Below are 13,673 nucleotides of genomic sequence, written 5' to 3' on the forward strand. Positions count from 1 at the left end.
ATCTGTATCGGCAACAACCTTGATGGCTTTAGACAAAACTTGCCGCTAATGGGCAATATTTTGCCTGATGACGCTTAAAAGATCACCATCAAAGAGTGAGTGGCTAAATTGCAGGTATTAAAAAGCCGACTTAAGAAAGTCGGCTTTTAGAAACGATTTAATTATCAAAGTACTGTTAGTACTGTTAGTACTGTAGTAATCACTCAGTAGGCATTATGCGCCGTATGGGTGAACCTTGATGATAGTTTCGTTACGATCTGGGCCAGTTGATACGATATCAATTGGAACACCAGTTAGGTCTTCGATACGCTTGATGTAATCTAGAGCAGCTTGTGGAAGCGCGTCGATAGATTTAGCACCAAATGTGTTTTCAGACCAACCAGGCATTGTTTCGTAGATTGGCGTCGCTTCTTCGAATGACTCAGCAGCCATTGGAGAAACTTCTAGAATAGAACCATCTTTCATCTTGTAACCAGTACAGATTTTTAGTTCTTCTAGGCCATCTAGAACGTCTAGTTTAGTTAGACAGATACCAGATAGAGAGTTGATTTGGATTGCACGACGCATAGCGACAGCATCGAACCAACCAGTACGACGTAGACGACCAGTTGTTGCGCCAAACTCGTGACCAACATCGCCTAGGTGCTTACCAACTGGGTCTTGCTTCTCAAGGCCATCGTATAGCTCAGTTGGGAATGGACCTGAACCAACACGAGTACAGTAAGCCTTAGTAATACCAAGGATGTAACCGATGTGACGAGGACCGAAACCAGAACCTGCAGCAACACCACCAGCAGTCGTGTTAGAAGACGTTACGTATGGGTAAGTACCGTGGTCGATATCTAGTAGCGTACCTTGAGCACCTTCGAACATGATCTTGTCGCCGCGCTTACGTGCTGCGTCTAGTTCGTCAGTTACGTCGATAACCATAGCAGTTAACATGTCTGCGTAGCTCATCGCTTGCTCAAGAACTTCTTCGTAGCTTACTGTTTCAGCTTTGTAGAAGTGCTCTAGTTGGAAGTTGTGGAATTCCATAACTTCTTTTAGCTTCTCAGCAAATGCTTCTTTGTCGAAAAGGTCGCCAACGCGTAGACCGCGACGAGCAACTTTATCTTCATAAGCAGGACCGATACCGCGACCCGTTGTACCGATAGCTTTAGCGCCACGAGCGATTTCACGCGCGTTGTCGATTGCAATGTGGTACGGAAGAATTAGAGGACAAGCTTCAGAGATGAAAAGACGTTCACGTACTGGAATACCGCGATCTTCAAGAGGCTTCATTTCTTTTAGAAGTGCGTCAGGCGATAATACTACACCGTTACCAATAACACATTTAACGTTATTACGTAGGATGCCTGATGGAATTAAGTGAAGAACGGTTTTTTCACCGTCAATTACAAGTGTGTGACCTGCATTGTGACCGCCTTGGTAGCGAACCACGTATTTTGCATCTTCAGTTAAAAGGTCAACGATTTTACCTTTACCTTCATCACCCCATTGGGTGCCTAGAACGACTACGTTATTTCCCATCTTTCCAATTTCTGTTGCTAATTAAAAATGGATTCTAGCACTGAATCACACTTCTTGCAGTCACTTTTTGTTCATAAACGTTAACGCTGTACAAAAATAAACCAGCCACAACTGGGGGCAGATGTATAAAGATACTGATATCATTGCTTTTTTACAGACAAAAGGCAGAACCATGTCTCAATCAATTTGGCTCGCTATTGGGCTCGTACTTATTGTTGAAGGGCTCGGCCCCTTGATTGCACCCAATGGCTGGAGAAACATGGTCGCGCAACTGAGCGAGCAACCAGACACGCAACTGCGCCGCATTGGAGGCTGTCTTGTGGTGGCTGGTGCCGTTATCGCTTTCATGACCTACCGTTAGTTTTGTATAAGTAGAACGCTGTTAAGCGCCTCCCCTTGCCCCAATAGTGAATCTTCAAAGGTGTCTCGTTCTGAAATAAGTCATAGAAAACAAAAAGGCTCCCACAATGGGAGCCTTTTAAGTTTTAACGTATTTTGCTTATTGAGCTAAGCATTCGCTAACGCATCAGCTTATTTCGCTGGAGCGCCGCTTGCTTGATTCATGTATTGGAAGAAGTCAGTCTTCGGATCCAGTACTAGAATGTCGCTCTTATCGCTAAATGATGTCTCATAAGCTTGCAATGAACGCATGAAGCCGTAGAACTCAGGATCTTTGCTGAACGCATCAGAGTAGATCTTCGCTGCTTCTGCATCAGCATCACCACGAGTGATTCGAGCTGTACGGTCAGCTTCAGCAAGAACTGTTGCCACTTCTAGCTCAGCTTGAGCACGGATAACTTCCGCTTTTTCACGACCTTGTGAACGGTGTCTACGAGCAACCGACTCACGTTCTGCACGCATACGGCGGTAGATAGATTCACTGATTTCGTCAGGAAGGTTAATCTTCTTCATTCGGAAATCAACAACTTCGACACCTAAATCAGCCATCGCACTTTCTGCCGTTCCAGACAAAACGTTTTCCATGATCTTATCGCGTTCGCCATCAACTTCTAGAGCTTCTGCAGCCGCTACCGTTGTGACAACTTCGCTATCAGCAGAGTCTGGCAGGATGTCCTTATTACGAGGACCTGACACGATCTGCTTAATTTCACGAGAACCAATTTCAGAACGAAGAACATCTGTCACTTTACGCTCAAGAAGTGCTTCTGCCGTCATGATATTGCCGCCGCCAGTACTCAGATAAAAACGTCCAAAATCAGCAATACGCCATTTTGCGTAGGTATCAATTAGAACGTCTTTTTTCTCTGATGTTACGAAACGGTCAGAACGACCATCCATCGTTTGAATACGAGCATCAAGTACTTTTACGCGATCAAACATAGGCAGTTTAAAGTGCAGGCCTGGTTCATAGATTCGTGATACGCCGTTGTCATCGAGAACTCGACCAAAACGAATTACCATGCCACGTTCGCCTTCTTGAATCACAAACAGTGACATCAATAGAAGGGCAATCGTCACAACTAATACAGGGATCATTAATTTACGCATTATTAGTATCTCCCTTGGCGTGAACTGTCTGAACGAGTTTGAGTGTTAGACTTTGGATCCGCTTGAGTTTCTAACTCAATTTGATCGTAAGTTGATGATGCTTTTGCAGGGCGAGTGCCCGACTGAGAACCACCTTGTGCGCCTAGCTTATCAATTGGTAGGTATAGCAAGTTACCGCTTGATTCAGAATCAATCAGGACTTTCGATGTGCTTGAGTACACTTTTTCCATTGTATCAAGGTACATACGGTTACGTGTTACTTCAGGAGCTGCTTGGTATTCAGGTAGCAGTTTCTCGAACTGAGCGACCTGACCTAGAGCACCATTAACTGTGCGCTCTGAATAACCCACCGCTTCTTTCTTCAAACGCTCAGCACGACCTGTTGCTTTTGGAAGAATGTCATTTCGGTAAGCTTCAGCTTCACGCTCGAAACGCTCTTCATCCTCACGAGCCGCGATAGCATCATCAAATGCATCTTTCACTTGCTCAGGTGGACGTGCTGACTGGAAGTTCACGTCAACAATCAGAATACCCATGTCGTAGCTATCAATAATACGGTTCAGCGTTTCTTGAGTGCTTTGACGAATCTGCTGACGACCACTTGTTAGGATACTATCCATTAGTGAGTCACCAATTACCGCACGAAGCGCAGAATCGGTTGCTTGGCGTAAACTGTCGTCTGCATTCGTTACACGATACAAGTACTTGTATGGGTCAGAAACACGGTATTGAACACCCATTTCAACGGTCACAACGTTTTCATCTTTCGTTAGCATGGTGCCAGCAGCACGTAGAGAACGAATCGCTTGAACGTTTACTAGTTGCTCATCTTTGATTTCATCGATGAAGCGTGGGTGCCAGTTAAGACCAGGCTCTTCGATACGGTCGAACTGACCCAATCGAAGTACTACTGCTCTTTCTGCTTCGCCAACGGTGTAGAAACCAGCGAAGAACCAGATAGCAATCGCAATGACAGCAATGACACCAAAGCCAATCGCACCGCCACCACCGATAGATGGCCCGTTACCGTTGCCACCTTTTTTACCAAACTTGCCACCTAACTTTTGACTTAGTTTACTAAACACTTCGTCTAAGTCTGGCGGTCCTTGATCTCGGCCGCCGCGATTATTGTTCTTACCCCAAGGGTCATTATCGCGGCCGTTATTATCGCCGTTGTTGTTATTTCCAGGCTCATTCCACGCCATTAGAAAGCTCCATCATTTGATATGACGTTATACTGTAGCAGTCTCTTTGGTAACGATAAAGTCACCTAAGAGCGCCCCTTCTCTTTTTTCAAGTTTAGACCAATCTATTTGTTGCATTCGGATATCTATCAACAAGTTACCATTTTCATCATACTCTTCCTGTTGAATACATTTCATCTCAAAGAATAAGCTGCGAATACGGCCCTGATGTTGATGTGGAATACACAACCGGAATTGAACCATCTGACTCGCTAAACGCTCAGTTAAAGCTTCAAACAGCAGTTCAATACCTTCTCCTTCCATTGCAGAAACCCAAACAGCGCGAGGTGCGCCCTCTTCGTCTCTTTCAATTCGAGGTTTTTGGTCTTCCATGCAGTCAATTTTGTTCATGACTACAAGGGTTGGCACTTCATGAGCATCGATTTCTTCTAATACTTCATGAACAGCCTGAATGTTCTCACGAAAGCGGTCATCACTGGCATCAACAACATGTAACAAAATGTCAGCTTCCTGCGTCTCTTGTAACGTAGCCTTGAACGCAGCGACCAGATCGTGCGGTAGATGACGGATAAAACCTACGGTATCTGCGAGAATTGCAGGCCCGACATCTGCCAATTCAATCTTACGTAGTGTTGGGTCTAGGGTTGCAAACAGTTGGTCTGCTGCATAAACACCTGCACTAGTGATTCGATTGAAAAGTGTTGATTTCCCTGCGTTGGTATAACCAACCAAAGAAATTGTTGGGATTTCAGCTCGATTACGAGCACGTCGTCCTTGTTCACGCTGCTTAGCCACTTTGGCTAAACGACGTAATATCGCTTTTATACGGTCACGCAACAAACGTCGATCGGTTTCCAGTTGAGTTTCACCTGGACCACGAAGACCAATACCACCTTTCTGCCTTTCAAGGTGAGTCCAACCACGAATCAATCGGGTAGAGATATGACGAAGCTGAGCGAGCTCAACTTGTAGCTTACCTTCATGAGTTCGCGCACGTTGTGCAAAGATATCTAAGATCAAACCCGTGCGATCAATCACACGACATTTACACAATTGCTCGAGGTTGCGCTCTTGGGCAGGAGAGAGGGAGTGGTTAAAAATCACAATTTCAGCACCGGTCAGCTGAACAGCTTGTGCGATTTCTAGGGCTTTACCTTCTCCAACGTAGTATTTAGGGAGTGGGGATTGTCGGCTACCAGTAATCACTTGTAGCGTTTCTACCCCCGCTGAGGAGACCAGCATTTCACACTCGCTTAGGTCTTCCCATTCTCCCTCTTGCGTGAAGTTGATATGAACAAGTACGGCTCGCTCGCCGGATTCATAACGGTCAAACAAGCAACCAACTCCTTATTACAGCGCAAGCTGTATTATTTGAACGATTAATCTTCAGTCTTCTCTGGACGATCAGATGGCGCACGTTGCTCGCCGCTGTGGTGACTAACTGCACGAGCAGGAACCACAGTAGAAATCGCATGCTTGTAAACCATTTGGTTTACTGTGTTCTTCAATAAGATCACGAATTGATCGAAAGACTCGATCTGACCTTGCAGCTTAATGCCGTTAACAAGATAGATAGAGACTGGAATGCGCTCACGACGGAGTGCATTTAGGAATGGGTCTTGTAGCGATTGCCCCTTAGCCATTTTATTTTCCTTATTTATATTTTGTTGTAATTATTTAGCTAGTGGTGCACAAAAAGGTGCGGCCTTTGCATCTGAGCTAAACGAATAAAAAAACTCCGTTGTTATTGAAAGGCTGTGATTTTTAAAAGCCTCAATAACTGATCCTTTCCAGAGTATATTCACGCAAAAGCGATCACATTATACACAGCAATACTAATCAGATGCTATTGCATCTGAAAGAGTTTCTAACGCGTGTTCAATGTTTTCGCTATCTAACCAAGTTAAATCATCCCAACTGCGTAACCAGGTGATTTGTCGCTTGGCCAATTGACGGGTTGCACAGACACCACGGAAAACCGCTTCGTCTAAATCACAATTCCCATCTAAATAATCCCACATCTGCCTATAACCAACGCATCGGATCGATGGCAGTTCAGGATGAAGATCTTCTCTGGCGTACAACGCCTTCATTTCATCTTCAAAACCCGCTTCTATCATCTTTTCGAAACGCAGCTCAATACGGCGATGGAGTTCTTTCCTTTCCTTGGGAGCTATTGCAAATTGTTTTACACGAAATGGCAGGCTATCGCCTTTCGTTTGAGTTAGCTCTGTTAATGTTTTACCCGAAATTCGATAAACTTCCAATGCCCTTGAAAGCCTTTGTGGATCATTTGGGTGTATTCTTTCAGCGGATACGGGATCTATCTCTCTTAATTGATCGTGCAATGCCTGCCAACCCTGTTCAATAGACTCCGCTTCAATCTGTTTACGAATCTCTTGATCCGCTGCTGGTAGTGGCGATAAACCTTCCAACAATGCCTTGTAGTAAAGCATTGTGCCACCAACCAGTAGCGGGATTTTACCTTCCGCTACAATGGCATTCATTTCATTGATCGCATCACGACGAAAATCTGCCGCAGAATACGCTTCGCTTGGATCAAGAATATCAATCAAGCGATGAGGCGCGAGCGCAAGCTCTTCCGCATCCGGTTTAGCGGTGCCGATATCCATGTCTTTATAGATCAATGCCGAATCGACACTGATGATCTCTACCGGATACTTCTGACGTAAGCGGATAGCTAAGTCTGTTTTTCCTGATGCCGTTGGGCCCATTAAAAACAACGCTAAAGGTAATTTTTCAGTCATGATATTTTGTATTGGTTTCTCTGTTATAGCGCTTTATAGCAAAGGGCTTTTTTGTCGCGAAAATACGTGTTGTTGCGAAGATCAATGTCGTCGCAAAAAGTTAAACCGTCAATAAACTTAAGTCTTTAAATCAATAAACGACTAAGCCATAAAAGCCGCAATGGTTGCTGAAAAGTCGATAGGATTAACAAATTCGGGATCATCTAATGGAAGTAGACCATGCCAAAGTTGCTCAAGTTCCCCAACTAGTTGAACCGCTTCAGATAAAGTGTAGTCGTTTTTTACTTGCGCTGTCTGAATCCCGATCCAGTTAACCAGTAATGGCAACGTATCGTTAGAAAAGCTGTGACCTTGAGTCTCCGAGGCCTGAGCGTTTATTGAAGCCGCGTACGATAACAGATCTGGGATCAAAATTTGTAAGTTTTGCTGCCTCAGAGGAGAAGGCACTCCCATCACCATTATCGCTTCGTTATTCCTAGCTTTAAGCTCGATACCAAGCACGGACAGCATTGGACTTAGCGCCTTAGCGACACCGACTAAATCAGCGCCTAATTTGATTGATAAAGGCACCAACAGCGGCTGGCTTTTTAACGCCCCTTCTCGAGTATCAAGCTGGCCAATCACACGTAGCAATTCTGCTTTGGCTAAAGACACCAATACGCTGCCGTTTTTGTTTCCCATTACCAAATATTGGCGTTCCACTACCGAGACTGCTTTGCCTAAGTCCGTCACAGGTGCTCTTGGCTTTAAATGAACAGGATTCTGTTGAGTAGGCTTAGCTTCTATATTTCCTATGTTATCTCTGGTTTCTACTGGTGCCACATGCTCTTGAGAAAGTGAAGGCTGTACAGCTTGATCATCAAAATCTGGCGTTTTCATCAGCTCTTTATAGGCTTTCACTTCGCGCTTTGAAGGCGCGGGCTCAGCATGATGTTGGTTGGGTTCTTTTTCTTTTCTCGGAGCAGGTCGAGACTCTATCCACTCTTGACGAGGAGAACCTGTAAAGCTGGTTTCGCGAGCCGACGAGCCTGTGCTAGCTGAACTCATGTTAGTTGACGAATCTAAGTTGGTTGAAGAGCTTCTGCTAGACGATGAACCTCTGTTTTCTGGTGAGCTATAGTGCTGCCCAGCATCATTAACGCTGTGCTGAGGGTTATCATAAACCTGCTCAGATTCGGCTTTTCTTGGGTAGGTTGGCGTCTGCTCAATGGCGTGTCGCAGCCTCTCAGAGATCTGTGTTTGGTCCGAATGAGTCGGCGTTATACTTTCTGGTTCAGAAAAACTCGCAACATCCCCCGTTTCAGACATCGAACCATCTTGCTGATAATTTGGGGCTTCTGACTGATGAAAAGCCGATTGATTGATCGGTGCTGCATCAATTTGTTTGCTTTGTGCTAAGCCATCACTCAACGCTTGGTAGATAAAGTCATGTACAAGGCGAGCTTGATGAAAACGCACTTCATGTTTGGCAGGATGAACATTCACATCGACTTGATGCGGGTCTAGCTCAATGAACAACACATAAGTTGCAAATTGATCTGGGCGCAGGCTGGTCTCATAGCTTTGACGAATCGCATGATTGATCAGCTTGTCTCGCATCATACGACCGTTCACATAGCAGTATTGTAGATCGCTTTGTTGTCTTGCTCCTTCTGGCGTGGTGATCCAGCCATGAAGTTTTAGACCTTGATGTTCTAGCTCAATCTTAAGCATATGACGAACAAAAGGATTGCCACATACCGCTGCGATGCGCTTTTCTGCTTGAACTTGTGTTTTGGCAGCGCGGTACTGACGAATCATTTTACCGTTATGACGCAGGTTGATCGTCACATCAAAGCGACTCAATGCGATACGTTTAAGCAGTTCATCAATATGCGTGAATTCGGTTTTCTCAGTACGTAAGAACTTGCGGCGTGCTGGTGTATTGAAGAACAGGTCCAACACCTCAACCGAAGTACCAATAGGATGCGCTGCAGGCTGCAGTTTCACCTGCATATCACGACCTTCACTGTGCGCTGCCCAAGCTTGATCTTGAGTTGCAGGGCGTGAAGTCATGGTTAAGCGCGCAACAGAGCTGATACTCGCGAGCGCTTCACCACGAAAACCAAGGCTGACGATCGCCTCGAGGTCATCAAGGGTGTGGATCTTAGAGGTAGCATGACGACTCAGCGCCAAAGCAAGCTCATCTTTAACGATGCCCTTGCCGTTGTCACGAACGCGGATCATCTTGGCGCCACCTTTCTCGATATCAATATCGATACGTGTGGCACCTGAATCCAAACTGTTCTCAACCAACTCTTTCACAACAGAAGCTGGTCTTTCTACCACTTCACCCGCTGCGATTTGGTTAGCTAACCGAGCTGGCAGTATTTTGATCGTCATATTTATAGTTACCTTACTGCCACTGATGGAAACATGTCTGCGTTAAAAGCTTATTTGTGCGGAATAATCAACACCTGACCCACTGCTAGGCTGTCAGATCGTAGCTTATTCGCTTGGCGAATGCTGTTGACGCTCACGCCGTATTTAGAAGCAATCTTACCTAGGTAGTCACCTCTTGCGACTTTATGTTTGCGCAGAGGGACATCTTTCACTTCAACCGTAATGCGTAGCTTCTGGCCTACTCTCACGGTTTCAGACTTCAAGCGGTTCTCACGTTTGATATCTGCAACTCGAACTTTGTAACGGCTGGCTATCTTGCCTAGATACTCTCCAGACTTAACCGTGTGAGTTACGGTCTTGGTTTTCACTGCGCTGCTTGATGATGAACTTGAAGCGCTGCCTGGAATCTTAAGTACTTGACCAATTGCTAGGCTGCTCGATTTCAGATTATTGAATTTCATCAACGTCTGTGTCGACGTACCATATTTACTCGCAATCACCGATAACGACTCACCACGAGAGACTTTATGCTGGCTCACGCTACCTGTTGATGACGTTGCATTAGACAAGATAATCCCTTCAGGCGGGTTAGCCTTCAAATACTTAACAACCGCTTTAGTCACTGCTCGTGCTAATTTATCTTGATGCGAGCGTTGGAAAAGAAGCTTCTCTTCCGTCGGGTTTGAAATAAAGCCCGTCTCGACCAATACCGATGGTATCTGTGGTGAACGCAATACCGCCAAACTGGTATTGATTGGTTTGCTGTTATGAAGCTTAGCGACCTTACCCATCTCAGACAGAATCGTTGTCGCAAGCTTATAGCCCTCTTTTTGAGAGTGGCTGAACTGCAAATCAAGCAGAGTTTGGTTTACGTTTTTATCATCAATGTTGCCAGTGAAAGCTGCACCGCTACCACCGAGCAATTCAGACTGTTTCTCTTTGTTCTCGATCCAGCGCGAGATCTCTGTATTGGCGCGTCGAGTATTCAACACAAACACCGAACCACCTCGTGGTTGAGGAGTCGTAAACGCATCCGCGTGAATAGAGATAAACAAGTGAGCTTCATTTTCACGAGCAATTGCAACACGTCGGTTAAGGTTTACAAAGTAGTCGGCATTGCGAGTCATGCGAGTTTTGATCCCTGGGACCGCATTCAACTGTGCAGCAAGCTTGCGAGAAATACTCAGAGTCGCATTCTTTTCATATTTACGAGATGGGCCGATTGAACCTGGATCTTCACCGCCGTGGCCAGGGTCAATCACGATCAGAATGTCTTTCTGACGTTTAACCTGATTAATATTTTTGTTAACTGTTGGCTTACTCGGCTTCGATGTTGTTGTTCCCTTGCTTGTCGCACCATGAGGGAAATCAATCACCAAACGGTGCCCATACTGGCCACCAGGAGTCGGGCTCAGTTTAAACAAATCGGCTTTAGAGGATTTCTTCAACTCGAAAACCAAGCGATAGGTATTTTTGTCTGGCGGGGAGCTCTTACGAACTTTCGACAGAACGGGGCTATCCTTCACCACAACAGGTAACTTGGTCGCAAGGTTGGTATGTTTTAAATCGACAACTAAACGATTTGGGCTACTCAAAGTAAAATAGCTAAAGTCCGCTTCTGATTTAAGGTCGATAACCACACGAGTTTCTTCAGGTGAAGGCCAAACCCTCAACCCTTTCAGTGAGTTTGCAGAAACAAGTGAAGAAAACAGTAAAGAAAAAACAGCAGCCATTACGGCTACTGATGAAAAAAGGCGTTTAGAAATCAACATAACTCCAACTGACTAAGTAAGCGCTGTCCGTATTCACTATTAGCGGTTAAAGAAACAATACGGTGATCGTCTTGGTAACGAATATCAATATCCAAATCTGCTTCAGGTAGCATCCCATAACCTTTCTCAGGCCATTCAACCAAACAAATAGCGTCTGGAGTAAAGTAATCACGGATACCCATGAACTCTAACTCTTCAGGATCGGCCAAACGATAAAGGTCAAAGTGGTACACCTGCCAATCTGCAAGTTGGTAAGGTTCAACTAGAGTATACGTTGGGCTCTTTACATTTCCTTGATGGCCAAGTGCTTTTACAAAGCCACGACTGAACGTCGTTTTTCCTGCGCCAAGATCACCATGCAGATAAATAGTCGTCTGCTGTGAGCAAAGATTAGAAAGCTCCGTTCCTAGTTGAATCGTTGCTTGTTCATCTTTCAAAGTAAATTGTTTCGTGCTCATGAATACGTTCTCTAAAAATCGATCGTTGACTATATAAAAATCAAAAGAACAAGAATAGTAAACCGTGATGCTTTTGGGAGACAAGCACTCAAGTGTAAGTTCTATGAAAAATACTGCTCAAAACACGTCTGTTCTGGTTAATATCGTAAAGATCCGTTAAGATCCGCCCCCATTTTTGCCGAACCTAATTTTAATTAGCCTTATCTCTAATTGTAAAACAGAGAAAATAAGAATTAAGCCATGAATCTAGACCATCTTGCTGAACAAATTAAAATCTGGGGAAAAGAGCTCGGCTTTCAAAAAGTTGGCATCTGCGATGTCGATTTGAGTGAACACGAAGCCCCTCTTCAAGCATGGCTAGATGCTGGCAATCACGGCGAGATGGATTGGATGGCTCGACATGGAATGATGCGTGCGCGTCCAGATGAACTTCACCCAGGGACCATTCGAGTGATCAGCGCTAGAATGAATTACTTACCACCAGAAGCTCAGTTTGCATCCAACCTAAACGATACCACTCAAGGCTATATCAGCCGTTATTCTTTAGGCCGCGATTATCACAAATTGTTCCGTAACCAGTTGAAAAAGCTGGGACAAAGAATTGAGAAAGAAGTTGAGGGATTTGACTCACGTCCTTTTGTGGATTCAGCGCCTATTTTAGAAAGACCATTAGCTCAAAAAGCTGGATTAGGCTGGACTGGTAAACACTCGTTAATCCTGGATAAAGACGCTGGGTCTTGGTTCTTCCTAGGCGAACTGTTGGTTAACATTCCTCTGCCAGTCGATACACCGAGTGTCGATGAGTGTGGGAAATGTACCGCATGTATCACATCCTGCCCAACGGGTGCCATTATCGCCGACGGTGTTGTCGATGCGCGTAAGTGTATTTCGTACTTAACCATTGAATACGATGGTGTGATCCCGGAAGAATTTAGAGACGCAATTGGTAACCGTATTTATGGTTGTGATGACTGTCAGTTAGTTTGCCCGTGGAATCGTCATGCCGAACTCACAGAGCAAACAGACTTTCATCGTAGAGAAGATTTCCAAGAGGCCGATCTCGTTTCACTTTCAAGTTGGGACGAAGCAACCTTCCTAAAGAAAATGGAAGGCTCAGCAATAAGACGTATCGGCCACACCCAGTGGTTGCGCAATATCTTTGTTGCTATGGGCAATGCGCCATTTCAACAACGCATTATTGAAACACTAGAATCTCATCAAGGCAAAAACGACATGTTGGATGTGCATATTGAGTGGGCTTTGAATAAACAACTACAACAGTTACCCAACGCTAGCGACGTGCAAAAAAATAGCAGCAAAATTTCCACCAAAAAGCACCGACTAATACGCATTGTTGAGAAAGGCCTGCCAAGAGACGCCTAGCCCTTTAAGCACCAACGATTGGCTAGTTAACCTGCCTAAATAGTCCAATATTTAAGACAACCCGTTGCACATAATATTAGAACAATGTTTGACCTTGTTCTCAATTTTGGCAATGTGGAAAAAATTAAAATATTTCGTAAACTTTCAACACCCGCATAAAGTTAAACACAAAGCCCATAAATGATTAAGATCAAAAAACAACAAGTTAACGATCTTTAGCTCAATCACAAGCCAAGTAACAATTCAATATAAAACAACAAGTTACAGAGAGCTGCGTTTTACTAACGCATTGAAATAAAGAAAGATCTTTTTGAGATATGTAAAGAATTAAGTCTGAAATAACTTTATCAACCAAGTTATCCACACCTAACATTTTGTGGATAAGTCTGTTTATAGATGTGAAAAACCTCAAGTATCTGCTTCAGAGACCTGATGTTTACTAGCATTCCAGTTGCTAAGAAAAATTTAAGACAAAAAAATATCCACCATGATGGAGGATTATTTGCTTTTTTGGGGGATTATGCTTCGCAGCATTAAAGAAAGAGCGTGACCGGTAAGGTCGTCTTTAAACGCTGTGGTTTAAAGAGTGTTGTTTACCATGAAGAGTAAACTGGAGCGATACATCGGGTTCGAACCGATGACCTCAACCTTGGCAAGGTTGCGCTC

11 protein-coding genes are annotated in these 13,673 nt (G+C 44.5%); 2 read left to right on the forward strand and 9 right to left on the reverse strand.

The window, feature by feature from the left end:
• Positions 1-213 precede the first annotated feature (213 nt).
• Positions 214-1,530, reverse strand: a complete 1,317-nt coding sequence (locus tag OW495_RS22500) for an adenylosuccinate synthase (RefSeq protein WP_017078237.1) — start codon at positions 1,528-1,530, stop codon at positions 214-216.
• A 172-nt stretch (positions 1,531-1,702) separates the two neighbouring features.
• On the opposite strand from OW495_RS22500, the gene OW495_RS22505 reads away from it, so the two are divergent.
• Positions 1,703-1,891, forward strand: a complete 189-nt coding sequence (locus tag OW495_RS22505) for a DUF2065 domain-containing protein (RefSeq protein WP_010434105.1) — start codon at positions 1,703-1,705, stop codon at positions 1,889-1,891.
• 170 nt (positions 1,892-2,061) lie between these two features.
• Here OW495_RS22505 and hflC read toward each other — a convergent pair whose 3' ends face one another.
• The 8 genes from hflC to tsaE all read right to left on the reverse strand — a co-directional run bounded on the left by hflC (position 2,062) and on the right by tsaE (position 11,624).
• Positions 2,062-3,039, reverse strand: coding sequence for a protease modulator HflC (gene hflC / locus OW495_RS22510; RefSeq protein WP_010434102.1), 978 nt, complete (start codon positions 3,037-3,039; stop codon positions 2,062-2,064).
• A gap of 2 nt (positions 3,040-3,041) precedes the next feature.
• Positions 3,042-4,244 (reverse strand): FtsH protease activity modulator HflK, encoded by a 1,203-nt coding sequence (gene hflK / locus OW495_RS22515; RefSeq protein ID WP_102514035.1) that lies wholly within the window; start codon positions 4,242-4,244, stop codon positions 3,042-3,044.
• 27 nt (positions 4,245-4,271) lie between these two features.
• Complete coding sequence (gene hflX, locus OW495_RS22520; protein ID WP_017107433.1) at positions 4,272-5,579, reverse strand: ribosome rescue GTPase HflX; 1,308 nt, start codon at positions 5,577-5,579, stop codon at positions 4,272-4,274.
• Between the two features lie 44 nt (positions 5,580-5,623).
• Complete coding sequence (gene hfq, locus OW495_RS22525) at positions 5,624-5,887, reverse strand: RNA chaperone Hfq (protein WP_010434097.1); 264 nt, start codon at positions 5,885-5,887, stop codon at positions 5,624-5,626.
• Positions 5,888-6,079: 192 nt separating this feature from the next.
• On the reverse strand, positions 6,080-7,012 hold the full coding sequence (gene miaA / locus OW495_RS22530; protein ID WP_102279161.1) for a tRNA (adenosine(37)-N6)-dimethylallyltransferase MiaA: 933 nt from the start codon (positions 7,010-7,012) through the stop codon (positions 6,080-6,082).
• 141 nt (positions 7,013-7,153) lie between these two features.
• Positions 7,154-9,394 (reverse strand): DNA mismatch repair endonuclease MutL, encoded by a 2,241-nt coding sequence (gene mutL, locus OW495_RS22535; protein WP_102514034.1) that lies wholly within the window; start codon positions 9,392-9,394, stop codon positions 7,154-7,156.
• Positions 9,395-9,444: 50 nt separating this feature from the next.
• Complete coding sequence (locus tag OW495_RS22540; protein WP_102514033.1) at positions 9,445-11,166, reverse strand: N-acetylmuramoyl-L-alanine amidase; 1,722 nt, start codon at positions 11,164-11,166, stop codon at positions 9,445-9,447.
• Positions 11,160-11,624: a tRNA (adenosine(37)-N6)-threonylcarbamoyltransferase complex ATPase subunit type 1 TsaE gene (gene tsaE / locus OW495_RS22545; protein WP_004735870.1), complete on the reverse strand. Its 465-nt coding sequence runs from the start codon at positions 11,622-11,624 to the stop codon at positions 11,160-11,162. The genes OW495_RS22540 and tsaE overlap by 7 nt, the downstream gene beginning before the upstream one ends.
• A 240-nt stretch (positions 11,625-11,864) precedes the next feature.
• Between tsaE and queG the strand changes: the two genes are divergently transcribed.
• Positions 11,865-13,007 carry a tRNA epoxyqueuosine(34) reductase QueG gene (gene queG / locus OW495_RS22550; RefSeq protein ID WP_102514032.1) on the forward strand — a complete coding sequence of 381 codons (1,143 nt, stop codon included), beginning with the start codon at positions 11,865-11,867 and terminating at the stop codon, positions 13,005-13,007.
• Positions 13,008-13,673: the final 666 nt, after the last annotated feature.

It is taken from the genome of Vibrio sp. 14N.309.X.WAT.E.F5 (assembly GCF_030397615.1).
GTDB lineage: Bacteria > Pseudomonadota > Gammaproteobacteria > Enterobacterales > Vibrionaceae > Vibrio > Vibrio lentus.

Coding starts and splice junctions, on each gene's coding strand:
- OW495_RS22500 (WP_017078237.1), bottom strand. CDS start 1,530: ATGGGAAATAACGTAGTCGTTCTAGGCACCCAATGGGGTGATGAAGGT.
- OW495_RS22505 (WP_010434105.1), top strand. CDS start 1,703: ATGTCTCAATCAATTTGGCTCGCTATTGGGCTCGTACTTATTGTTGAA.
- hflC (WP_010434102.1), bottom strand. CDS start 3,039: ATGCGTAAATTAATGATCCCTGTATTAGTTGTGACGATTGCCCTTCTA.
- hflK (WP_102514035.1), bottom strand. CDS start 4,244: ATGGCGTGGAATGAGCCTGGAAATAACAACAACGGCGATAATAACGGC.
- hfq (WP_010434097.1), bottom strand. CDS start 5,887: ATGGCTAAGGGGCAATCGCTACAAGACCCATTCCTAAATGCACTCCGT.
- miaA (WP_102279161.1), bottom strand. CDS start 7,012: ATGACTGAAAAATTACCTTTAGCGTTGTTTTTAATGGGCCCAACGGCA.
- mutL (WP_102514034.1), bottom strand. CDS start 9,394: ATGACGATCAAAATACTGCCAGCTCGGTTAGCTAACCAAATCGCAGCG.
- OW495_RS22540 (WP_102514033.1), bottom strand. CDS start 11,166: ATGTTGATTTCTAAACGCCTTTTTTCATCAGTAGCCGTAATGGCTGCT.
- tsaE (WP_004735870.1), bottom strand. CDS start 11,624: ATGAGCACGAAACAATTTACTTTGAAAGATGAACAAGCAACGATTCAA.
- queG (WP_102514032.1), top strand. CDS start 11,865: ATGAATCTAGACCATCTTGCTGAACAAATTAAAATCTGGGGAAAAGAG.